Source organism: Myxococcales bacterium, from assembly GCA_022563535.1.
GTDB lineage: Bacteria > Myxococcota_A > UBA9160 > UBA9160 > UBA4427 > DUBZ01.
The window spans coordinates 23,964-48,980 of record JADFNE010000001.1; the positions used below are offsets into that span (position 1 = coordinate 23,964).

Consider the following 25,017-nt stretch of genomic DNA (forward strand, 5'->3'; position numbering starts at 1 on the left):
GAACTGGCCGCCGGTGATGCCGGAGACCGTGAACTGGAGCAAACCGGCGGCCGTCTCGACATCCGTGGCCGAGAAGTTGGCGCCGCCGAGGATGACGCTGCCACCCTCGCTGATGATGAGTGCGTTGGCGCCCAATACCGGCGCCTCATTGACGTTATTGACGTCGATCGTGATCGTCGCCGTGTCGGAGAGCGTGGGGGCCCCGCTGTCCGTCACCTCTACGGTCAAGACATATTGAGTGGTGATCTCGAAATTCAGCTGGGAACCGTCGGCAACGGTAATTTCACCAGTCGTCGCATTGATCGCGAACGCGCCGCTCGCGTTGCCCGTTGTAATCGCATAGGAAAGTGTCTGCGCCGTGTCGGCATCGCTGGCCGCGACCGTGCCCACACTGGTGCTGTTGGCGGAATTCTCATCGATGTTGAAGGTGGCATCCGTAGCCACCGGCGCGAACTCGTTCACGTCGGTGACCGTGATGACCAGCGTCTGGTCGAAGCTGAGTGCCGTGTCGTCGGTGGTACGCACGATGACCGAGTAGCTTGCCTGGGTCTCGTAATCCAAAATCCCGTCGGTGAGAATCAGCTCGTCGGAGCCCGCCCCGCCGATGCTGAACACAGCGGCATCGGCGCCGCCCACGATCGTGTAGGTGAACGGCGCAGCGGAATCGATGTCCGTCGTGGTGAGTGCGCCCAGATTGTAGCCACTGGTGGTATCGGTATTCTCGCTGACCAGGCTGCTGGCGATGCTGACAGCTGTCGGGGCATCAGGGGCGGCGATCAGATTGATGGTTTGCGTCGCCGAATTACTGACGTTGCCATCCGGATCGGTGAGCGCGAACTGGACGATCCGGCTTGTGGTATCCGGAGCGTCGGAAGTGTTTGAATAGGCGATCTGTCGCATGACCTGCTGAATGGCTGCCGGGTCCGACTTGTTATTCCACGTGATCACGTAGGGGTTTGTCCCGCTGCCACCTGAGTAGTTGCCGACTTTCGTGACACCGACCTTGGCTGCGCCGCCCACGAACGTGACGCCACCACCGCTCAGCCCGCTAATGCTGTCGTTGCTCGTATTGCCGCTGATGATCGAAACCGTCAGTGTGCCGCCATTGTAATTGGAGTTGTCCGTGTCGGAGACCGTCGCACCGCCGTCGATGATCGTGGCTGGGTCATTCTCGGTATAGGTAATCGCGGCTCCCGGCAAGGTGACGACCGCTCGGGATTGAACATTGATGGTGATCGTGGCTGTATCACTCAGGTTGCCGGTCCCGTCATCGGTCACCTGCACGGTGAGTATGTAAGCCGGTGTAGCCACGGCATCGAGCTGGGTGGCATCATTGACGCTGAGCTTGCCGGTAGCGGGATCGATGACGAAGGCGTTGTTGGTATTGCCGCCGGTGATGCTGTACGTCAGGGTATCGCTGGCATCGATATCCGAGGCCACCACGAACCCCAGCACTGAACCATTGCTGAGATCATCGGTAATGTTGTATCCATCGTCGCCGGCTATCGGAGAATCGTTTGTGGCGTTGACGTTGACCGTCTGGGTGGCGAGGTTGGAGGTGCCTCCGTCGCCATCGGTGAGCAGGAACTCGACGCTGCGCGCTGTAGTAGACGGATCTTCCGAGGGGTTGGCGTAACCGATCTGGCGCATCACGGTCTGCACGTCGGCGGCGGTGGCGCTCAGGCCGAATGTGATCACGAGCGGTGAACCCGCGCTGCCGCCGGTGTAGGAGCCAACAATAGAACCAGCAACCTTCACGTTGGTGACAGTGAGGGTGACCCCGTTGGCTTCGATGATCGAGAGCACATCGCCCGTGTCGGCACCCGTAGTGATGCTGACGGTGAGCTGCCCGTCTTTAAAGTTTGCGGAGTCGGGATCGCTCACCGTCGCGGTGGCATCGATCACCGTGGCCGGGTCGTTCTCGGTGTAGCTGAGGGCCGCACCCGGGGTGCTGATGACCGAGTCGAGGTTACTCGGGTTGGCCACGGTGAGGCTCACGCTGGCCGTGTCGCTGCCGCCGTTACCGTCCACGATCGTGTAGCTGAAGCTGTCGGCGCCGAAATAGTTGAAGTCGGGCGTGTAGGTCCAGGTGCCGTCGAGGTTATCCACCAGCGTGCCGTTGAGAGGCTGGGTGAAGCTGGACACCGTCAGCGTATCGCCCTCAAGATCGCTGTCGCTGGCCAGCAGGTCACTGGCCAGCGTGATCAGCAGGGGCACGTTGGCGTCGGTCGTCAGGCTGTCGTCCCCGGCCACCGGCGGATCGTTGATGGCGGTGACGTTGACGGTCTGGATGGCGAGGTTGGAGGTGCCGCCGTCGCCATCGGTGAGCAGGAACTCGACGCTGCGCGCTGTAGTAGACGGATCTTCCGAGGTGCTGGCGTATCCGATCTGGCGCATCACGGTCTGCACGTCGGCGGCGCTGGCGCTCTGAGTGAATGTGATCACCAGCGGTGAACCCGCGCTGCCGCCGGTGTAGGAGCCAGCCGTACTCCCAGCAACCTTCAAGACGCCGTTCGTAAGGGTGACCCCGTTGGCTTCGATGATGCTCAGCACATCGCCCGTGTCGGCGCCCGTGGTGAGGCTGACCGTGAGCTGCCCGTTGTTAAAGTCTGCGGAGTCCGGATCGCTCACCGTCGCCGTGGCATCAATCACCGTGGCCGGGTCGTTCTCGGTGTAGCTGAGGGCCGCACCCGGGGTGCTGATGACCGAGTCGAGGTTGCCCGGGTTGGCCACCGTGAGGCTCACGCTGGCCGTGTCAATGCCACCGTTGCCGTCATCGATGGTGTAGCTGAAGCTCTCGACGCCGAAGTAGTTAAAGTCCGGCGTGTAGGTCCAGGTGCCGTCCAGGTTGTCCACCAGCGTGCCGTTGAGCGGTTGGGTGAAGCTGGTCACAGTCAGCGTATCGCTCTCGGCGTCCATGTCGTTGCCCAGCAGGTCGCTGGCCAGTGTGATCAGCAGGGGCACGTTGGCGTCGGTGGAAAGGCTGTCGTCGCCGGCCACCGGCACATCGTTAATGGCGGTGACGTTGACGGTCTGGATGGCGAGGTTGGAGGTGCCGCCGTCGCCATCGGTGAGCAGGAACTCGACGCTGCGCGCTGTAGTAGACGGATCTTCCGAGGTGCTGGCGTATCCGATCTGGCGCATCACGGTCTGCACGTCGGTGGTGGTGGCGCTCTGGCTGAATGTGATCACCAGCGGTGAACCCGCGCTGCCGCCGGTGTAGGAGCCAACCGTACCGCCAGTCACTTTCACGTTGGAATTGGTGAGGGTGACCCCGTTGGCTTCGATGATCGAGAGCACATCGTTCGCGTCGGCACCTGTAGTGAGGCTGACCGTGAGCTGCCCGCCGTTAAAGTCTGCGGAGTCGGGATCGCTCACCGTCGCGGTGGCATCGATCACCGTGGCCGGGTCGTTCTCGGTGTAGCTGATGGCCGCGCCCGGGGTGCTCAGTGTCGGCGCGATGTTTACCGGAAGCATCCCTTCCCAGCTCTGCTGTGCCTGCGCGCTAAACGCGACCGAAGTCTCGATGTCGCCCGTAACCGATTCGAGTTCCCAGTCCCCACCGAGTACTGCCGCCCCGGTAGCGTCGATGCTCGCCGCGACATCGGCACCAGTGAGTTCGGCGAGGGAGTCGACAAAGGCCGCTCCATCCGCGCCCCCGGCCAGGTCGCAGCCGTAGAGTAGAAGGTCCGCGTCGGCGCTGAGGGCGTTGCTCCAGGAAGCCAGTGCGTTGGTGTAGAGATCGAGTGTGTCGGAAGAAAGCGAGACGTTGCCGAGCTGCAGCGCACCCTCGCTGCCGTGGGAGACGATGTGGATGGCGTCGAGTTCCTGGTAGCGGGCCAGGGTCTCGGTGATCTGGGCGACGCCGTCGCGGTCGGAATCGAGCAGTACGATTTCGAGCTTTCGGCCCTCGGTTGCCCCGGCCTCAAGGTCGTTCACCAAGTGTTCGTAGCCCTCGACACCCCGATCGACAAAGACGAGTTCGCTGCGAACGATCGCAGCAACCTCGCCCGCGTCCGCTTCGCTCTGCAGCAGGTCCAGCTGCGCAGCGGGATCCTCGAGACGCTGCTCGAGCGCTTGGTTGGGATCCACCAGCACCGCCTCCACGTCCGCGGACATGAGGACGCGCTGCTCCATCTCCTCGATGATCGGGCGTAGTGACAGGCGACCGGGCGAACGTGTTTTCATCCGAACTTCCTGTGTAGAGGTATAACCCCTACACTTATCGTCCAAATCGCCATCGGACTGAAGCATGCGAGTGTTTGAAGACGCTGATTTTTTGACTGATTTGGCGGAAATTGAGAGTTACGCCGCCAGAGATAGAGTTGCCGGTTTGTGACGCTCAGCCGGAGATGTCTTCCCAGGCCGTCACACGGTCACGGCCTGCGTCCTTCGAGGCGTAGAGGGCCCGGTCGGCCTGCTCGAGCAACTCCGCGACCGAATCGGCGCCGGTGCGAATCGAGGCCGTGCCAAAGCTCACCGAAATGGGAACCCGCGCGAACCCAGGCGAGCGCGCGTTGCGGCACAACCGATCCGCTACATCGAACGCCGTCTTCTTGGAGGCCCCCGGCAGCACGATGCAAAACTCTTCACCGCCGTAGCGGCAAACGGCGTCCGAATTCCGAACCGCAGTCGACAGCAGTTCCGACACCCGGCGGATCACCTCGTCTCCGGCCGCGTGGCCGTGGTTGTCGTTGACGAGTTTGAAGTGGTCGATGTCGCACATGATGCACTGGAGATCCAGCCCCTCGCGGCGCGAGTGTTCGAACTGCAACTCGAACCACTCCATGAACGACCGCCGATTCGCGAGGCCGGTCAACGGATCCTTTTTCGCCAGCATCTCGAGTTCCTGGTTCTGGAGACGGATCTCGTCTTGCGTCTTTTCCAGTTCAGCCATGGCCTTCTCGAGCGCGGCCTTCTGCTGTTCGAGCTCGGTGACGTCGTCAAAGGTCGCGATTGCTCCCTTTGGTTTTTCCCAGCCATCGAGGACGGGGGAGACGTTCACGACGAAAATGCGGACGTCTCCGGGCGTCGGCTCGATGCATAGGGTGGTTCCGGTCGTTGTGAGTCCATCGCGGATGGCCTCCCACCAAGGGAGATCAGGTTCCCGAGTGGAGGAGGTCGTCGACCGCCAGCCCAGTGTCGACAGCTGAACGCCCAGCAGGGATTCTGCGGTCCGGTCCAAGTGCGCCGCGAAGGCAGCATTGGCGAGCACGATGCGCCCGCTCGGATCGAGCAGCAGCACGCCTTCGGACATCACATCGAGCGCCGCCTGGACCCGGGTCGGAATGACCGCCGAGGGGTCGAGATGACGGAGCGTCCGTTTCATGTAGATCCAGTAGCTGATGAACCCCAGCGCGCCAACGAGCACCAGCAGACGAATTAGCGTCCTCTCCCAAAGGGACTTCAACAACCCGGTGGGCCCTGCGTCCGCCGCTCCTATGAACCGAACTTCCAAGGTCGCCCATCGCCTACCGTCCCGGTTGATCGGAACCTGTACTTGGGTGGCTTGCGACAGAGCTTCGGCGTCGGGATTCCACAGCTGACGGTGCTCGGGGGTCGAGATCAACAGATGGCCGCGGGAGGCCCGGAGCCCTGCGGACAACACGTTGTCGTTGCGGCGCATGGCGACGGACAGCGCCTCGCGAATTGATCCGAAGTCGTCCCTCTCGACCGCGGGAATCGTCTGCATGGCCAGGCTCTCGACAATCTGGATACGCGACTCGAGTTCCTCGTTCCGGGGTTCGGGCAGTACGCCCATAAAATCCAGGAACACGAGGATTGAGCAGGTAAGCACCGCCAAGCCCAAGCTTATTCGAAACACCGGTGTCATACGTCCCACAAAATTGCCTCGCTATTCGGTGAGGAATCGCACCTGGCAATGGAGCCCAACCGGGATGTTGTGCTCGGGATTCGGGAGTTCCAGCCGCACGCCGAAGGTTCCACTGGCCGCGTCGATCACGCGGTCCACGATCGTCACCGGTGCCACGTGCACGGTGTCACTGGGAAACTCCGGCACTACGGCCGCGCGCATCCCGACCGTGATGTTGCCGAAGGCCGAGGCGGGAAGGATGACCTCGACCCGCAGCGGGTCGATCTGGGCGACCGTGAGAATGGGCTTGTTTTCGACGCGCTCTCCGGGGGACATCATGCGCTTGACCACGACGCCGTTAAGGGGGCTGCGAATGGTTCGCCGCGTCAAGTGTGCGACTGCCTGCTCGAGTTGGAGCGCCGCGAGTTTCTTGTCCGCGTATGCTTGCGCGAGCTGAATCTGTGCAACCTTGGCCTCGGTCTCGGCTTCTTCGCGCAGGTCGAGCGACAACGTGTCCTGCTCGTAGAGTTCATTAAGACGGGCGCGCCGGCGTTCGATGAGAGACGCTCTCGCCTCTCGGGACTCGATCTCGTTGTTCATCTCGGCCTGGGCACGGGCCAGTCGTACCGCGGCACGTTCGGCTCCCGACTCCAGTTCCACCAGCACCTGGCCGGCCTCGACGAAGTCGCTCCACTCGACGTGGATCTTCTCGATCAGTCCGGTCACGGGGCTACCGATCTCGACGCTGTGGAACGGCTCGATGATGCAAGCCAGTTCCTCTACTTCGATCTGGTTCCGGTGCACGCGTTCGCCCGACGACCATGTGTCACCGATGGCGCGGACGCTTCCGCCGCCGCTGGCTTCGGGTGCCGCGTATCCGGCAGCACCACCGAGTTCTGCGCCAACGAATTCGGAGTCGCCGGGGTTCGCTTCGTCGGCGGCATCCCACGACGGATCGACCGCGGCAACCACCGTTGGGGTCGCGCCGCCGTCCGCCAGCTGAATGATTCCCGGCAGCAATAGCACCAGGCACAGTCCCGCAAGTACGGAAGCCGCTCCCGCTATGAGTGCGCCTCGCACCCGCGGACTATTCAATAGTTTTCCCAGTCGCATGGGCTTCCTGTCGCCCTTCAGAGTCTACTCGCCAGCTCCCGAGAACGCGAGGAGTTGTCCCAGGTACTCCTCCATCGCCATCAGACTCTGCCGAACTCTTGCGTGCCTCTTCTCTTCGGCCCGCTGGGGCATCCGGGAGAGGAGTTTTACCCAGTGGGCCGACGCAGTTGAGGCGGTACAGCGGTTCACCAAAATGTGTTGCAGCCCCGCGGGAAAGAATCCGGCCAACGAATCGTCTTCGAGCGAGAGGATCTCCTCGTAACTCCCCGGATCCCCCTGGCGTCCGCAACGGCCAAAGAGCTGCCGGTCGATGCGTCGCGCCTCGCTGCGCTGGGTGGCAATCACGTGGAGACCGCCGCTCTCGACCACGCCCGGGCCCAGCTGGATGTCGGTTCCCCGGCCCGCCATGTTCGTCGCCACCGTGATGCGACCGCGCCGGCCAGCCTCGGCCACGATCACAGCCTCCTGATCGTCCTGGCGAGCGTTGAGAATCCGGTGGGGCAGGCCCCGTTCGGCCAGCAGAGAGCCCAGGTGTTCGGAGGCCTCAACCGAACAGGTGCCGATCAAAACCGGCCGACCGACCTCTTGGAATTCTCGCACCCGCTCGGCCACGGCATTCCACCTGGCGTCGGAGCTGGCGAAGATTCGCGTTCCAAGTGAGCGCCGCTGTATCGGAAGCCGAGTCGGGATGGTCATGAGATTGAGCCGGTAGACCGACCAGAGTTCGCTCGCGACTTCCCGGCCAGTTCCCGTCATGCCCGACAGCCGGAGATAGCGGCGGAAGAACTGCTGATAGCTGATGCGCGCCAACGTCTCGCGTTCCGGTGACAGTTCGCAACCTTCCTTGATCTCGATCATCTGGTGGAGACCTCGCTCCCAGGAACGGTCCGGCGCCGCTCGGCCTGTCGGTTGATCGATAATTTCCACTCTGCCACGACGAACCAGGTAGTGGCGGTCGCGCAGGAACAAGTGCACCGCCCGCAGCGCCTTCTCGACCCATTCTTCGCGTCGGTTGGGTCCGCTCCAGAGACCTCCGAGGGGTGCAGCGAGTTCTTCCAGACGCTGCCGCCCGTGATCCGTGAACTCGAGCGCCTGCATACGCTTCTGCAGTCGGAAGTCTCGGCCCTCTTCAAGTTTGCTGGCGAGATCCATGGCCTGCTGGTAAGTCTCGCCCCAATCGCTGGGGCCCGCGGGACCGGAGAGGATCAGCGGCGTCCGGGCTTCGTCGATCAACACGCTGTCCGCCTCGTCGACCACCGCGAAGCAGAGCCCGCGCAGCAGCAGTTGTCGCCGCGGGGGTTCGCCCTGCAAGCGGGCGATGTGTCCTGCCATGCGGCTCTTTTGCTGCCGCCGTTGCATACCATCTTTCAAGTAGTCAAAAGCAACCTGCTTTCCCGTCACGTAAGTGATGTCGCAGGCGTAGGCGGCCCGCCGCTCTGCGGGTTGTGTCATCTTCTCGGTCACTGTTCCGACGGAGAGCCCGAGCGCCTGGTAGAGGGGCCGCATGGCGTCCGCGTCGCGCTTCACGAGATAATCGTTGACGGAAATTACGTGGACGGGAATGCCAGCCAGCGCGGCAGTCGCTGCGGGCAGGGTGGCGGAGAGGGTTTTTCCTTCGCCCGTTTCCATCTCGGCAAGTCTTCCGTTGATCATGGCCCAGCCGGCCTGGAGTTGGACGTCATAGTGGGCGACGCCGAGAGTTCGCCGGGAAATTTCGCGGATCGCGGCGAAGGTCGGGGCCACGACCTTGTCGACAAGACCGTCGCGAGCCAGTGCGCGGCACAGCAGTTGGATTCGCTGGTTGAGCTCTGCTTCCGACATGCCCTCGAGCTTGGGGCCATACGCGTGCACGGTGTTGGTAAAGCGTTGCCGGCGACTTCGAAAGCGCAGCCGGAAGCGGGCAAGGGCGCCCAACTGGCGATCCACGGCGCGATCCAACCAGCCTTCCATCTGCTCGGCCCGCTCCGGATAGAAGCCCTGGGCGATTCCCGGACGCAGCGAAGCGCTAGACACCGAGCTGTCTCAAGAAGAGCCGTCGAAGACCCCGGTAAGCCTGCGCGGCCAACGGTTCCGTGCCGTGATCGAGCCGCACGTGGGCTCGGCCTCCGATCTCTCGAATGGACCGGCTCTCGACGAGGGTCAGATCGAGCTGAAACACCGGCTCCAGGGTCTCGAGGCCTTCGGGATCCGCGGGATTGACCGCAATCCGACCCCCGCCTCCGCTGCCGAGTGCGCGACTCGGGAGACGGTTCGTCGCCCCGGGAATCTCCCGGCGGATGCGCGCGGCAAGTACCTCGTCGACGCGGCTCTGAAGACGTACCTCGACATTTTCTGTGCGGCCTCGAACCAGCGCCGCGTCCGCCTGCGGCAGCACGACCCGCACCGAGTCGATCTTCTCCCCCAGTACATATCCGATCAGCTCTCCCTTGCGCACGAAGCGTCCGGGTAGATCGATGGGTTGGGAAATCACGAAGACACCGGCAGCCGGACTTCTTACGACCATCTCGCCGACACGCTCCCGGGCGTACTCGAGTTCCGCGGCAATCGTTTCGACTTCCTCGGCCGTGATCCGAGCCTTGACGCGTTCGCGACCGCGCTCCGATTGATGGCGGGCCCGAACCTCCCGCAGCTTCGCCTCGAGCACGGCGACGTGCGCCTCGAGCGATGGATCCCGGGTGAGGATCAGCGGCTGGCCCGGCTCCAGCAGTTCGTCGGGTTCGGCGAGAACCCGGAGCACGAACCCGTCCGCGCGGGCGCGAACCTCGGCTCCTTCCGGTGGCCAGACGACGCCCTCGGCTCGCGTTCGGGAGGGAAGCGGCAGCAACAGAGCCAGCACCGCCAGTACCAGCGCGATGCCTCCGGTGATGGCCAGCGCCTGGGGTCGCTTTTCTCCCAGCCGCGGATTCGTCAACAGGAAGGCGATCTGTCGCAGCAGCGGCACCACGATCTGCATCGTGACGGCGAACAACGCGAGGACGACCCCCACGACGAAGAATCGGCCCGCTACAAAAATGGCAATTCCAAAAAGGATCACGAACCGGTAGATGAAGGACGCTACCCCGTAACAGAGGAACCATGCAGTCTCTCCGCGCGCCGTCACAGGGCTTCGCACCCTTTCCATCCGGCACACGTAGCGCAGCGCCAGGCTCGACAAATACTGGCGTGAGCGGGTGGCGAGGTTGGGGATCTCGATCAGGTCCGAGAGGACGTAGTAGCCATCGAAGCGCAGCAGGGGGTTTCCGTTGAAGAGGAGAGTGGAGACGCCTGCGATCCAGATCACGTGCCATGCGATCGACCGAACCAGCCCCGGCTCGACATTCGCCCAGACCAAAAGTGCCACCGCGGTCACGAAGAGCTCGACCAGGATGCCCGCCGCGCCCACGAGCGCACGCCGCCATTTGCTGGGGAAGACGGACGCGGAAGACGCATCGACATAGGGGATGGGCATGAGTACGAGGACCATGATTCCGGTCTCGCGGACCTCACCGCCCCAAAGTTTGGTCGCGTAGGCGTGGCCGAGTTCGTGCACGATTTTCACGGCCGGATAGAGAATGGCAAAGAGCATCACGCTGCGCGGATCGAGCATCTCGCTGTTGATGCCCTCGGTCAGTTCACTCCAGCGGGAGCCGGCGACCGCGATCGCCCATCCTACGAGCAGTAGCCAGATGGTTGCCGCCGGCCAGCTGAATAGAGGTCTCACCAGGTGAAGGGTGCGGGCCAGGAATTCGTCGGGATCGAAGAGTGGGAACTTCAAGGAGAGGGGGTTCGTAAACCGGCGCCACCACTCGCCCTCGGAGCGGCGCTGCTGGCGGCGAAACAGCTCGACGGTGTCGGGCGGCACATCGCAGCGAAGCACGTCCGCGAAGTGCAGCAGACCGAGGAGGCGGATGGCCTCATCCTGTGTGGGACCGTCTTCGCCCAGGCGCTCGTAGCTGAGTTCCCAGATTTCCTGGATCGTCCGTTCCCCGTCCATCAGGCCAACGAGCTGGTAGGCGGATGGCGTCAGCCGGTGGCATCGCCCGTTGGATCGATCCTGGAGCACGTACCACAGGTCGCCCCGATAGAGGTGCCGATGGAAGTGCGCATGCTCCCGAATTTGCGGCTTGAGGATGGCGACCCGGTACCACGAAACACTGAAAAGGTTTTCGCTCATCGCAGATGTCTCATGGCATCCATGTCCAGAGCCACAAACGCAGCCAATCGAACAGGCTGTGGGTCCAGATCCAAAATAGACTCCGTTCTCCGACCTGGATCTTGGCCACACCTTCCATTCCCGGGCGCAGGCCGCGAGTCGGTTTTTCGAGTCGGGCGTCGACCCTGAAGAAGTTGCGGCCGTCTTCGGCAGTCGCCACGGGCGTGATGCGCTCGACGAGCATCGACAGTGGCTTGCCGGGCAGCGCGGATAGCGTGAGCTGACCGCTCTGGCCTACCGAGACGTAAGCGATGTCTCGCTCGTCGACTTCGAGGATGATGCGGAACCCTTCGACTGGCGCGAGTTCAAAGAGCACATCTCCCCGCTCGACCGGTGATCCCATCGATTGGCTGAGATCTCCCCGGACAATGATGCCACCGAAGGGAGCGACGAGGCGGGTGCGAAGCAGGTTTTCCTCCAAGAGCTCGAGTTGGGCCCCGGCCTGGGAAATTTTGGCGCTGATGATGTTCACCTGTGCCCGGTCGCGCACCGCCAACGCCTCGCGATACTCTTTTTTGAGTTGGTCCTTCCTTCCCGTCCACTTCCTGCGCTCCAGCAGCAGATCGCGGTCGTCGAGTCTTGCCAACACTTGCCCCTCTCTCACCACGTCGCCGGCGCGGACATTGGCCTCCGCGATGTATCCGTCCAGGCCCGCCACAATGGCGCGCTGAACCCGGCCTTCCAGTGTCGCCTCGGCGGTCAACCGGTAGTCTCCGCGCGCAAAGACGAGGAACCCCAGCGCGATTAACAGCAAAGCGCCAGCTAGCTTCGGCGTCGCGCGTCCGGGCTGCGAGAGTTCGGCTCGGCGCTCGGCGAAGAAGATCCTGCACCGCTCGAGTGCACTCGCGCCCGCTTTCTGCTGGAGCACGAGCGCCGGCCCGAGGAGTGCTGCAACGTCCTCGCAAAGCTGGAACGTGGACGCATTGAACGGCTGTCCGGTCGAACTGCGCTCGAAGGTAATCGCTCCAATGATCTTGCCATCGCTGGCCATCGGTACCGTGATCACGGTGCTCGTGCCGTGCTGTTGCATGAGCGCTACGTGCTCGCGGGTGATGCGTGTCGCTGCTTCGGGCAATGGCGGGCAGACGATTGCGGTGTCCTGGTCCGCAGCTTCGTCCATCGCGGCAGCCAGACTCTGGGCGAGTTGCATTCGCGCATCGAAGTCTGCACTGTGGGACAGCGCCTCGACGCGGATGCCAGCCCTGCGCATCATGCCGATGCTTACTCGTTCACAGTCGAGTCGTGTTGCGAGCTCGGTCGCGACCGCGGTGGCGCCAGCTTGAAAACGTCCCTGCTCGAGGGCGATTTCGACCAGTTCGAGCGCCGTCACCAACTGCGTCGATGCAGCTTCGCGCTCCAACAGCGCCTCGAGCCAGCACGTCCCCAGTCGCAGCAGATCGGCTACGGGCTCGAGCTCGGACGCCTTCGCGTCTTCGACCTCGACCGCAATGGCACCGGTTCGCGTGCGGAGCGAGATCGGAATCGCAATCTGGCAGCGCCCGTTGGGGAAACCCTTGCTGGGGGGACGGACCTCGGTGACGACCTCTCGCCCGGTCAAGGCGGAGTTGGCCGTCGCATCGAGTGCCGCGGAGTCGATATCGCCAGTAGGCCATCGCGCTAGCGAGGCGGCCCCTGATTGCTCGGCGAGAACCAGGACACCCTGGGTTACGCCTCGGATCAGTTGACACTGCCGTTTCAGCCAGGTCTGGGCCGCCGATTCCATGATCAACCGAATCCTTGAATGTCCTACGAATCTTCGGGGGCATTTCCGCGCCCCAGAAGGGAAATTTGGCGTCCGTCGCCAGCTCACCTTCGGCGTTTCGGCGACTTCTCATGAGAGGTCGTGGGGCATCGCTTTCTTAAAGTTTGAAGCTGCGGATCTCCGATAAGCGGAGCAATGAAGCTCCTGCGGCTCCGGGGCGACCGGTGCGGCCAGATGGCTTCGGCCCATGGATATACGACCAATGCAACTCAGTCTTGCAAGCAAGATCAACATGGCGATCGGAGCGCTCACAGCGCTCACGACAATCGTCCTGGGCGTCCTGTTGTTCAACGTAATGAGCGAGGACAAAGAGCGCGCGCTGGTAAACCGCGGCGCCGAGATCGCGGAGATCATCGGCGATTCCAGCCGTCGCGCGTCCTACACCGGGAACCGTGAAGAGGCACAGAGCATTCTCACTGGGCTCGCTGTCCGCCCGGACGTCGCCTACGCGCGGATTCTCGCGGCGGACGGATCGACCCTCGCCGCCCGGGTCATTCAGAGCGAGATGGCTCTTCCCGAAGCCTATTCCCCGGAAATGCTCCGGGAAGGGAAGCCTCAATTTACGGAGTTCTCGGATCGCATCAGCGACGCCCGCTATCTCGATCTGCTCGTGCCGATTCGCAGTGACACACCCCGCGGTCGGGCCAGCTTGTTGGCCGAGCTGGCACCTGGCACTCAACTTCCCCGCGTCGTCGGTTTTGTCCAGCTGGGTATCAGCAAACAAAACATCGAGCAGGAGCTTACTACGCTGCAGTACACCGTCGCGTCGATGGGTCTTCTCCTCGCCGTCGCCGTGTCGGCACTGGGCATGCTGATTTCGCAGCGCCTCACTCAACCGATCCGACGTTTGGCGGTCATTACCCGGGATATTGCGGGCGGTAATTTCGAACAGGAAGTCGACGTCGAGGCCAGCGACGAGGTCGGCGAACTGGCGGGTGCTCTCGATCACATGCTTTCCCGGCTCCGGGACTACCGCAACCAGGTGCGGGATCATCAACTGATCTTGGAAGGTCAGGTCCGCGAACGGACGATCGAACTGGAGCAGCGGACCGAGGAAGCTGTCGAGTTGGCTACCCAGGCCAATATCGCCAACCGCACCAAGTCGGAATTCCTGGCCAACATGAGTCACGAGATCCGCACGCCGATGAATGGCGTGCTCGGGATGACGGAGTTGCTGCTCGACACCGAGCTGAACACGCGCCAGCGGCGATTCGCCGACACCATTCAGCACTCCGCGAGAATTCTGCTCGGGCTGATCAATGACATCCTCGACTTCTCCCGTGCCGAAGCCGGAAAGCTGCAGCTAGAGCTCACCGCCTTTGACGTGCGCGACGCCATCGATGACGTGGGCGATCTACTGGCCGACCAGGCCCAGGGCAAAGGGCTGGAACTCGCGATCTTTGTCGGGGATGACGTCCCCCGCTTGATTCGCGGTGACATGGTCCGGGTGCGTCAGATCTTGATGAATCTCGTCGGGAACGCGATCAAGTTCACCGAGCGAGGCGAAGTGATCGTACGCGCGTCCCTGATCGCGGGAAACTCCGGAGCAGGGGAGGCCGAACCGCACTGCAAGTTGAGATTCACGGTGACCGATACGGGGATCGGAATCCCCGAATCCGATCGAAGCCGCATCTTCGAGTCCTTCACCCAGGCGGACGGCTCGATGGCGCGTCGGTACGGTGGGACCGGCCTTGGGCTCGCGATTTGTCAACAACTCGTCGAACTGATGGAGGGACAGATCGGGATCGAGAGCGAAGTGGGGAAGGGCTCACAAGCCTGGTTCCAGATCGACGTGGGGATTGCGAACGAGTCCGAGATCGAAGGCGATCCGGAGCACGGAGTGCTGAACGGCGCCCGGGTACTCATCGTGGACGACAACGCTACGAATCGCAACATCCTACGGCATCACCTCGACGCCTGGCGCGCCTCGTCCAGCGAGAGCGAGGACGGACCCTCGGCTCTGGAGGCCGTGCGATCGGCCGCAGCCCGGAACGCTGCCTTCGACCTGGTAGTCCTGGACATGATGATGCCCGGTATGACCGGGCTCGACGTGGCACGTGCAATTCGCCTGGAACCGAACATCCCGCAGCCGCGCCTGGTAATCCTCACCTCCATGGGCTTCTCCCCCGATCCCGCGGAGGAGTTGCGACTCGAAATTTCGGGACGGCTGACCAAGCCGGTGCGCAAGAACGAACTTCGTCGGGCGTTGTCGAGTGCGCTCGACCGCTCCACTTCGAAGTCCGCACAACACAGCTCCCCAACGCAGCCCAAATCAAGCGTCGTCCGTTTTCAAGGGCGCATTCTCATTGCCGAGGACAACGAGGTGAACGCGGAGGTTACGACCGCGATGCTCGAGGCGATTGGTTGCGAGGTGCAGACGGCCGAGAATGGTCAGCTTGCCATCGAGAGACTCGAAACCGAATCCTTCGATCTCGTATTGATGGATTGCCAGATGCCCATCGTCGATGGCTTCGAGGCAACTCGCCGAATCCGCGAACTCGAAGCGTCGGCCCAGGCCGCCGGCCAGGAGGTCAAACGCCTGCCGATCGTTGCACTCACGGCTCACGCCATGCAAGGCGATCGCGAGAAGTGCTTGGCGGCTGGGATGGACGAGTACCTCACCAAGCCTTTCACGAGGAGCGAGATGAGCCGAATTCTGAAGCAATGGTTGAGGGAGGACGTTGTTGCCGCAGTGATTAAACCCAGCGAAGAACCCACTGCTCCCACCGCTCCCGCCGTTGCCGAATCGTTGAGCATCGACCCGACCGCGCTCGAGAACCTGTTGGAACTCCAACAGCGCGGGAACACGGGTCTGCTCGAACGGGTTGTGACCACGTACCTTGCATCTTCCAGCCGGCTTTCGGCCCAGCTCCGCGACGCGGTCGAGGCCGGCAATGCGACGGGAATGGCCAAGGCCGCCCACACCCTGAAATCCAGCAGTGCCCAGGTTGGTGCGATGAAACTCTCTGCCCTCGCAAAGGAGATGGAATCGCGCGGCCGCGCGGGATCACTCGATGGAGCGAGCGGGCATTTGGACGAACTCTTGCTGGAACTCGAGTCGGTCCAGGAAGAGTTGGCTGCATCGCGATTCGGCGCGAGTGATGAGTAGCGGGCATGGGGTCAACCCGGTGATCCGGGTGCTGGTGGTGGACGACGATCCAGTGATCCGGCTGCTCGCCTGTCAGTCTCTTTCCGCGATGGGCATGACACCCGCAGAGGCCGAAAACGGTCAGGATGCGTTGGCGATCCTCGAGAACACTCCGCTGAGCCTGGTGATCCTGGACGTGGAACTCCCGGGGCGGAACGGTCTGGAAATTTGCGCGGAAATGCGAGCGCTTGCGGCCGGTCGCGAAATTCCGATTTTGATCATCACCGGTCGCGAGGACTCCGAGGTGATCGAACGGGCCTTTGAGGTGGGCGCCACGGATTTCATCGGAAAGCCGATCGACTGGCAGCTGCTCCAGCACCGTGTCCGTTTTTTGATGCGAGCTCAGGGAGCCATCTCAGAGCTTCGGTCCATGCACACGGAGCTTCGCGAAAGTGAAGCGCGGCTGGCCAACGCGCAGCGGTTGGCGCGAATCGGAAACTGGGAATGGGTACCAGGCGATGAAGAGATGCTGTGGTCCGATCAGATCCACCGCATTTTTGAAATCCCGCAAGGCCCAGGAGTATCCACCCTCGAGAACTTCCTGGGTGTTGCCCATCCAGATGACCGCGAAGGTCTCGAAAAGGCGATCAACCGGGCGGCTGCTGAATCCGCGTCGTGGAGCCTCGACCACCGCATCGTGTTGCCCGAAGGCGAGGAGCGGGTCGTACGGCAACAGGCGGAGGTGGTCACGGGGCCTTCGGGAGAGGCGTATCGCATTTCTGGGACGATGCAGGATATTACCGACCGGTTCCGCGCCGAGGAACAACTCCGCTATCTCGCCTACTACGACGACCTCACCGCACTCCCGAACCGCAAGATGATGTTGGAGCAGATCGACCGGGCCATGCGCAGAGCCGAGATCAGCAAAGAGATGGTGGGCCTGCTATTCCTCGACCTCGACCGGTTCAAGCGGATCAACGACATGTTTGGTCCCCAGTTGGGCGACTCGGTGCTCAAGGCGGTTGCGGATCGGTTGTTTGAATGCGTCCGCTATACGGACTACATCAGCCGCGCACAGCCGGCCGATGCCACCTCCCTCTCGAGAGTGGGTGGCGACGAGTTTGCGATTCTGCTGAACGGACTGAGTTCCTCGGAAGACGCTGCCCATGTGTCCCAGCGCATCATGGACGAGCTTCGAGTTCCCTTCACGGTGGACGGGCAGCGACTCGACCTGACCGTGACCCTGGGGATCGCTCTCTATCCAGCCGACGGTTCGGATGCTGAGACCCTGCTCCGCAACGCTGGCGTTGCGCTAGACCAGGCCAAGGCGCTGTCTCACAACAGCTGCCAGTTCTTCGACGAGTCGATGAACAAGAGAGTGATTCGAAACATGCAGCTCGAAACGGGGCTGCGATCGGCCATCGAGCGCGACGAACTGAGGGTCCACTATCAGCCGCAGATCGATGCGCACTCGGGCGAGATCGTTTCCGTGGAGGCTCTGGTTCGCTGGACCTCCTCGGAACTCGGCATCATCAACCCCGTCGAATTCATTCCGGTGGCGGAGGAGTCCGGCCTGATCTTTACCCTGGGCGAATGGGTGTTGAGAACGGCTTGCACCCAGATTCGAGCCTGGCACGACGCGGGACTTCCCGAAATCGGGGTTGCGGTCAACGTCTCGAGCCATCAGCTGAAGCAGGGTGGTTTTGAGGAGGTCGTCGAGCGGGCGCTGCGGGATGCGAACCTCGATACAAAGTTTCTCGAGCTCGAGATCACGGAGAGCGCCGTAATTGGGACGGAACCCGCTGTCGTCGCAACACTGAAGCGGTTGCGTGGAATGGGTATCCGTCTGGCCCTCGACGACTTTGGCACGGGTTGTTCGTCACTCAGCGACTTGGTCGAGTTTCCGATCACCAACCTGAAGATCGACCAGTCCTTCGTACGGCAGATCGGCGAAAACCAACATGCGAACGCGATCACCGCCGCCGTGCTGGCGATGGGACACAACCTGTCGCTCAGCGTCACCGCGGAAGGGGTCGAAACCGAGCCGCAGCTGGAGTTTCTGCGCGCCAGGCGATGCGACATCTATCAGGGCTACCTGTTCAGCAGACCCCTGGCGGCGGAAAAACTGGAGAACCTTCTGCGCACGCCAGGGGGGATTCGGCCGTTGCCGGTCTAGACTGCGGTCAACCGAGAAGCATGCAGATCGTCACGCTTCTGTCGATCAGCCTCTCGATCGTCAGTCTTCTCGCCGTTGCGGGAGTGGGCTCGGCCGAAGAGGGCGCGGCTGCAGTTAGATGGATTCGCGAGATCCGGATTGTTCGCGGCAATGTATTCGAGCGCGCCGAAGTCGAGCGCTACGCCGTCTTTCAGCTTGCAAATTCGCTGCACGTTACGACCCGTGAGCACATCGTGAGTCGCGAGTTGCTGTTCACCGAAGGTGATCTCGTCGATTTCGATCTACTCGACGCGAGCGAGCGCGCGCTTCGAGCGTACGAGTTCATCAACGAGGCGCGCGTTGTCGCGGTACCGGTGGACGAAGCGACGGTCGATATCGAGATCTACACCCACGACTCCTGGACAATCATTCCGGGCCTCTTTTTCGAAACGGGTGGGGGAGTCAGCGAGATCGGCGCGGCCGTAAACGAAATCAATTTGGGCGGGTTTGGCAAGGAAGTTCTGCTCGAAGGCGTTCATACGACCGACGTGGGGACGTCCTTTGCGGCGAGCTACAACGATCCCCAGGTCTTTGGGTCGCGCTGGATTGCAAACTCGAACTTCAGAACGGGTCCTCTGAAGGACTCTACCGGTCTCTCGCTACTACATCCCTTCTACTCGCCCGACACTCGATGGGCCTACGGAGGTTATGGGAACTGGCGGGACGAAACGATCCGGCTGTTCGATTCGGGCTCCGAGGTGAGTCGCATCCGAGAATCGGAAAGCGGCGCGCAGATGTTCATTTCGCGCGCATTCGGACGCAGGTTCAACAAGCTCACTGCGGAGCTTCAGTACAATTATAAAGATCAGCGCTTCCGGGCCATCGAAGGGACCGGAACTACGCTTCCAGACGATGCGTTCAGCTTGACGACTTCGCTCGGCCTCTTCAGGCGTGGAGAATCCTTCGTCAAGGACAAGCATATTCGCAAGATGACGCTCACCGAGGACATCCAGCTCGGATTCAATATTGGAGCTCGCCTCGGTCGTGCAGGATTTCCGATCCCCGAAGGTGAAAAGTACTGGACGGTCGAAGGTATCTATCGCCACGCGTTCTCGCTGGGAAAACGCCAGTATCTATTCTTTGCCAGTCGGGTGTCTACCCAGGACAAACCGAGCACGGAGCTCTCTGTGAATGGCGAGTACTACTACAAATGGCTTCCTTGGCAGACCCTTGCGCTCAACGTTGAGGTCAAGCGCGCCTGGAACCTGGACTCATCCAAACAATTCACCCTCGGCGGCGATTCGGGTCTGCGGGGCTTCACTGCCCGACGATTCAACGGTGATAAGTCGCTGTTGGTGAACGCCGAGAGTCGACTCTTCTCTCCGATCGAAATTCTGACCGTGGCAGTTGGCGCGGTTGTCTTCATCGACGCCGGGCGCGCCTGGAACAGAGGGTCGAATATCGATCTCGAGGAACTGAAGTACAGCGCCGGGTTCGGCCTGCGACTTGGCTTCACACGAGCGCCGAACGAGCCCATGACCCGCATTGACATCGGCTGGCCCCCGAACCACGGTGGCTTCGCCGTGACAGTGGGTTCGGAGCACCAATTCTGAATTACCGAAATCCGGCGACTATGCGAGCCCATATAGACGCGCCGCAGTGTCGTGCAACACCTTCTGGAGCGTTTCTTCTGGCAGGTGCCCCATCACTCGATCCACGTAGTCGCGGGGATGTTCGGACCTGGTGTTGGCCGGCCCCGGATACTGGCAGGTCGGATGGGGGTAGTCGGTTTCCCAGCAGAGGTTGTCGGCCATGGTTTCGATCGCCGGGCCCAGGACCTTGTCCTCGAACCAGAAGCAGGCGTAAATCTGGCGCTTGAAATATTCACTCGGGAGCAGGTCGTATTCCGGATGCTCCTTGCGAACCTGGCCATTGGTAAACTGCCAGTCCGCCATTTCCAAAAACGACGGCAGCCAGCCGACGCCACTCTCGACGGAGACCATGTTCAGCTTCGGATAGCGATGGCAGACGCCTCCAAAGATCACGTCGGCGATGCAATTCATGTTCTGCATGAAAATGGTGGACGAGGTCCGTGAAAAATTGGCCCTTGTACCCATGTCACAGGTATCGTTGATGATGTCGGAGATGTCACCGGCTCCGATGTGGAAGCTAATCGGAAGGCCGGTGTCGTTTACCGCGGCCCAGAAGGGGTCCCAATGTTTGTGGGCCAGCCGCGGTTCGCCGAAGGCCGCCGGATCCGAGGACGCGAGAATTGATTTGTGTCCGATCGAAGCGGCGCGTTCCACTTCTTTGACGCATTCCGCGACGTCCCAGAATGGCATTGCGGCCACGGGCACGAGGCGATTGGGATCTTCGCTGCACCATTCGACCAGGAAATCGTTGTAGGCCCTGACGCATTCAAGCATCAGTTGGGGATCCTTGAGTTTCAGGAAGCCCCCCGAGCCAAAGCCGCCAACGTTGGGATATAGGACGGCGGCCCAGATACCCTCTTCGTCCATGTACTCGAGGCGCGCCTTGGCGTCAAAGGAAGCCTTCGGGATGTCGTCATAGCCCGCAGGACATTCGGGGTACGAGCCGTCGAAGCCCGCCATGGTCGTAAAGCCGGGGCCGCCGACCATCTCGTCGCCAATCAGCCAGATGTCCCGGCCGTGATGACGCTCGACGTGGGGCACGACATCACCCCACTTCTTCGAGACGCGAGAAGTCCAGACGTCGGAGGGCTCGGTGATATGCGTATCGACATCGATCGCCTTGATGCGATCGAAGACACTCGAGGAGCCGGATTTGGGGGCTGCGGACATGGTGTTTCTCCGGTGGGAACTGAGGGCACTGGGGTCGGGGCGAATACTAGCTCTCCCGACAGATAGCTGGCAATCGGTTTGGTCGAATCGTCCGCGGGTGGTCGAGCGGTATCCTTCAATAGCTACACCTACCTGACCTACGTGCGACACATGGGGTCGCAGCTCTCGGCGCGAGCGCAGCGTTACCGCTGGGAAATGAGCAAGATCGCGAATCTCGAGTAAGCTCGACGCGATGGTGAAAAGGGCATCGATCTCGGATGGACGATCAATACCACGCTAGTCAGCGAGAAGAGAGCCGCCTGAAACAGGCTGCGTTCATGACGCTGTTCGGCCTGATGGGTGGCCATGCGCTGCTCGAGACCGCCCGAGACGCCCTGTTTCTCACGAATGTTTCCGTCGAGCGGTTGCCCTGGGTCTACCTGTTGATTGCCGTGTCCGCGGTGTTCGTCGCGCGATTGCAAATGAGATCGCAGCAAGTCGCAGATCACCGTCAGCAGTTGATTGTCCTTCAGGGAACGGCCGCGGTCATTACTCTCGGGTTCTGGTTTTTGCTGCCAAGCGCTGACGCGTGGCTCTACTACGCGCTCTATGTCTGGTCGGGATTGATCGGCAGCATTCTGGTCGTAACGTTCTGGTTGGTGCTCGGGGAGCTGTTTACGATCACTCAGGGCAAGCGGATTTACGCCTCGATTGGTACGGGGGGAGCTGCGGGGGCGATTGCGGGTTTCGGTCTCGCCGCGGCGTTTACATCGCGCCTCCCGGCCGAGTTTCTGCTTCCGGCGAGCGCGCTCCTGTTCGCATCGAGTGCGCTTGGTCCCTTGGCGTCGCTCCGCCGACCGATGGAGGATCTGGCGGATGAAATCGTGGCATCCCCCGGCCCCGAGATCGAGCAGGGTGGTACCGGCTTGCTCTCGAGTCTGACTGACATCGTCGGTCACCCGTATGCGCGTCGAGTTGCACTGCTCGTGGTTCTGTCGGCGATCACGCTCACCTTGGGCGACTACCTGTTCAAGAGCGTCCTCACCGAGGCTGTGTCCGCGGACAAGCTTGCGGCCTGGTTTGCGAGGATCTACCTCGTGCTCAACCTGGGCTCGCTGCTGGTGTTGATGTTTGGTGTTACCCGAATCATTCGTCGCGTGAGCGTTCATCGAGCCATGGCGATCTTGCCCGGGCTCGTTTGTCTGGCGGCAGTGGGGATCTTGCTGGGCGGTGCGCTGCTCCCAGTCTTGTTTCTCAAGTTTGCGGACGGAACCCTGCGCTACTCGGTTCAGAAGACTGCGAGCGAACTGCTCTATCTCCCCATGCCGGCGGAGTTGCGCCGAAGAATCAAGGGAACCATCGACATCATGGGACTGCGGGGTGCGAGTGCCATCTCGTCTGGGCTGATCTTGCTCGCGCTCGCGATCGGTCCGCCCACCTCGCTGATTGCCGGTATGGTGCTGTTGCTCGGGGTTGCGTGGATCGCGCTCGCGCTGGAACTGCGCGGGGCATACCTCGATGTGTTTCGTGAGGCTCTGCGGGAAGGGACGATCGAGACCCGGATCGACGTCCCCGAACTCGATCTGGCTTCGCTCGAAACCCTGATTCGCGCACTCAATCATTCCGACGATCGACACGTCCTGGCTGCCCTCGACCTGCTCGAAGCCAAGGGCAGGGTGGAGTTGATTCCGAGCCTGATTCTCTACCACCCGTCGTCGGAGGTCGTGGCCCGGGCCCTCGATCTGTTCGCGAGTTCGGGTCGGCGAGACTTCATCATGCTCGCCGACCGATTGCTGGCGAGTGAAGACGCCGAGATTCGCGCAGCGATGGTGCGCGCCATGTGGGCCGCGGAGCCCGACCGTGAAAAGCTCGAAGCACTCATGGACAACGAATGCCTGTGCGTCCGAACCAGCGCCGCAATCGGTTTGTTGGTGAACGACTGGATCGAGCCCGAGGTTGTACGTGAGCTCATTGAAGCATCAATCCAGTATCCCGATCCAGCGGCCCGGCTGGCCCTCGCCAACGCGATCAAGCTGCGTCACATCCCTGAGTTCCGCGAACCCGTTCATCTGCTGGCGCGGGACCCCGATCGAGCAGTTCGCCGAGAAGCGCTGCGGGCCATTAGCGCAAGTGGAGACGAGAGCTATACACCATTGCTCGTTCAACTCCTCGACGATCGCGATATCCGAGAAGATGTACGTGAAGCACTGGGCGACCGAGGTGATGCTGCCCTCGAAGAGCTGTGGCGAGCACTCACAAGCGAAGATTCTTCGCCAGCATTGCTCCGACACATTCCCCGATCAATCTCCAGATTCCAAAACGTTCGCGCTGCAGAAATATTGCTCGGAGAACTGGTTGCCGAACACGGCCCCGATGGCGAACCGAAAGATCGGCATTCGGGAATGGTTCGCTACAAAATTTTACGCGGCCTCGTGCCATTGCTCCAGGGCTCGATGACAGACCAGGTCGACAAGAGCCCCCTCCACACCTCTGTTGCGCGCACAATCAGGCGGGTCATTCAGATGCTCCACTGGCAAATCTGGCTCGAAGACGGAAGAGCCCGGGACGAAGCGCGCCAGACCTGTGGCAGTTACCTGTTGCTTCAGTTGCTCGAAGACAAAGAGCGACTGGCGATGCAGCGGATCTTCAGGATGCTTTATCTGATTCAGCCGGAAGAGAATTTTATCCACATCTGGTCGGGACTGCAGAGCATGAGCCGCCGGGATCGCGCGAGCAGCCTGGAGCTTCTCGAGAACGTGCTCGGGGCGGAGCAACGTCGCGTGGTCGTGGCCTTGGTCGAATCGGGGCCCAAGCGCGAACGTCTGAGGCGAACCGGCAACCGATTGTCCGAAGCCCCGCTCGAGTATTCCGAACTCCTCTCCCAGATAGGGCGCGACGACAGCCGCACACTCCATGGGCTGGCGATGTATCACGCTGATGAGATGGGGTTGGATATTGATTTCGGGCAAATTGTCTTCGAACCTCAGGTGGAAGGTTCTCGCATGTCCGTTCGCGAGCAAGCGTTGGCGCTGATCGAGCGACTTCCGGACGGGCCGGCCTTCCCACTGGGCGCCGCGGTGGCTGCTGATGTCTGACTTGCCCCTGGTTTCTCCCCTCGATCGAGTGTTGTTTCTCCGCACCCAGCCACATTTTGCGCGGCTCGAACCCGCGGCCCTCGTGATCATCGCGAACCACACCGTGGAGCGAAGCTTTCGCAAGGGGGACGTCATATTCGAAGAGTCTAAGCCGCGACGATTTTTCCACTTTCTGGTTGAAGGGACGGTGCGCACGACCCTGGACGGGGAGACGCTGTTCGATGTCTCGGCTCCGGGCGGGGTAGGGTTGGCCCACGTATTTGCCAGAAGTGACCAGCCGAGTGGCGCGGTTGCGCTTACGGATGTCGTTTCTCTTCAAATCGAAGTCGAAGTCTTCATGCAAATCATGGAGGACTGCTTTCCAATCGTCTTTGAATTTGGACAGATACTCGCCAAGATGATCGGGAATGCGGAAGAGACGCTCAGCATTGCTCCCGGCGCCGATGAGTGCGTCGCTTGTCGGGTTCCCGCGTCCGATGAGACTCTCGACCTGGTGCAGCGGCTGACACGCACACGGAGAGCGTCGCTATTCAGCAAGGCCAGCCTGACCATGCTGACCGAACTGCTGCGCGGAACTCCCGAACACTACGTAGAGCAAGATGAGTGGCTGTTTCGACCGGGACAGCTCCCCAAGTCACTTTTCGTGATCTTCGAAGGAACCGTGCGGATCGAAGATCAGCTGGGCAAACGGGTCGCATTTGCAGGGCCCGGCGAAGTGGTCTCCCTGGCAGACTGCTGCCGGAATGAACCGCACAGTTTTGGCGCGATTACCGACTCGCCAGTCCAACTTTTACGCATAGACAAGTCGCACTACATCGACGTGCTCGAGGACCATTTCGAGCACGCGCTCGATTTGTTGGCCGAGCTGGCGCAGAGGTATCTCGAACTCAGCGTACGGATCCACCAAAGTCCTGTTTCGTGAAACGCATTTAAACTCAGTTGTGTGACGGGTCCATTCTGAGGATCATTCGCTAGGCTCTTTGCCTCACCGGATGCGCG

At 61.7% G+C, this 25,017-nt stretch carries 13 protein-coding genes; 6 read left to right on the forward strand and 7 right to left on the reverse strand.

The window, feature by feature from the left end; genetic code table 11:
• The 6 genes from IH881_00085 to IH881_00110 all read right to left on the reverse strand — a co-directional run.
• On the reverse strand, window positions 1-4,188 hold a 4,188-nt coding region (locus tag IH881_00085; protein ID MCH7866063.1), incomplete at its 3' end, for a DUF4347 domain-containing protein.
• A gap of 154 nt (window positions 4,189-4,342) precedes the next feature.
• Window positions 4,343-5,803, reverse strand: a complete 1,461-nt coding sequence (locus IH881_00090) for a diguanylate cyclase (protein MCH7866064.1) — start codon at window positions 5,801-5,803, stop codon at window positions 4,343-4,345.
• Window positions 5,804-5,854: 51 nt separating this feature from the next.
• A complete protein-coding gene (locus IH881_00095) occupies window positions 5,855-6,907 on the reverse strand; it encodes an efflux RND transporter periplasmic adaptor subunit (GenBank protein ID MCH7866065.1) in 1,053 nt (350 codons plus the stop codon).
• A gap of 42 nt (window positions 6,908-6,949) precedes the next feature.
• A complete protein-coding gene (locus tag IH881_00100; GenBank protein MCH7866066.1) occupies window positions 6,950-8,938 on the reverse strand; it encodes a preprotein translocase subunit SecA in 1,989 nt (662 codons plus the stop codon).
• Entirely contained in the window at window positions 8,931-11,078 is a 2,148-nt protein-coding gene (locus IH881_00105) for a peptidase M50 (protein ID MCH7866067.1), read from the reverse strand. The genes IH881_00100 and IH881_00105 overlap by 8 nt, the downstream gene beginning before the upstream one ends.
• Before the next feature lie 10 nt (window positions 11,079-11,088).
• Window positions 11,089-12,840, reverse strand: a complete 1,752-nt coding sequence (locus IH881_00110; protein ID MCH7866068.1) for an HlyD family efflux transporter periplasmic adaptor subunit — start codon at window positions 12,838-12,840, stop codon at window positions 11,089-11,091.
• Window positions 12,841-13,081: 241 nt separating this feature from the next.
• Here IH881_00110 and IH881_00115 point away from each other — a divergent pair, with 241 nt between their 5' ends.
• From IH881_00115 to IH881_00125, 3 genes are read left to right on the forward strand one after another with little or no spacing between them, the layout of a single operon-like run.
• Complete coding sequence (locus tag IH881_00115; GenBank protein ID MCH7866069.1) at window positions 13,082-15,988, forward strand: response regulator; 2,907 nt, start codon at window positions 13,082-13,084, stop codon at window positions 15,986-15,988.
• On the forward strand, window positions 15,981-18,143 hold the full coding sequence (locus tag IH881_00120; GenBank protein MCH7866070.1) for an EAL domain-containing protein: 2,163 nt from the start codon (window positions 15,981-15,983) through the stop codon (window positions 18,141-18,143). The genes IH881_00115 and IH881_00120 overlap by 8 nt, the downstream gene beginning before the upstream one ends.
• A gap of 20 nt (window positions 18,144-18,163) precedes the next feature.
• Window positions 18,164-19,735 (forward strand): BamA/TamA family outer membrane protein, encoded by a 1,572-nt coding sequence (locus IH881_00125; protein ID MCH7866071.1) that lies wholly within the window; start codon window positions 18,164-18,166, stop codon window positions 19,733-19,735.
• An 18-nt stretch (window positions 19,736-19,753) separates the two neighbouring features.
• On the opposite strand, the gene IH881_00130 is transcribed toward IH881_00125, so the two are convergent.
• A complete protein-coding gene (locus IH881_00130; protein ID MCH7866072.1) occupies window positions 19,754-20,944 on the reverse strand; it encodes an amidohydrolase in 1,191 nt (396 codons plus the stop codon).
• A gap of 78 nt (window positions 20,945-21,022) precedes the next feature.
• Here IH881_00130 and IH881_00135 point away from each other — a divergent pair, with 78 nt between their 5' ends.
• From IH881_00135 to IH881_00145, 3 genes are read left to right on the forward strand one after another with little or no spacing between them, the layout of a single operon-like run.
• Window positions 21,023-21,166, forward strand: coding sequence for a hypothetical protein (locus IH881_00135; GenBank protein ID MCH7866073.1), 144 nt, complete (start codon window positions 21,023-21,025; stop codon window positions 21,164-21,166).
• A 35-nt stretch (window positions 21,167-21,201) separates the two neighbouring features.
• Window positions 21,202-24,018, forward strand: coding sequence for a HEAT repeat domain-containing protein (locus IH881_00140; protein ID MCH7866074.1), 2,817 nt, complete (start codon window positions 21,202-21,204; stop codon window positions 24,016-24,018).
• Complete coding sequence (locus IH881_00145; GenBank protein MCH7866075.1) at window positions 24,011-24,940, forward strand: cyclic nucleotide-binding domain-containing protein; 930 nt, start codon at window positions 24,011-24,013, stop codon at window positions 24,938-24,940. Before IH881_00140 ends, IH881_00145 begins: the two co-directional genes overlap by 8 nt.
• The last annotated feature ends 77 nt before the right edge of the window (window positions 24,941-25,017 follow it).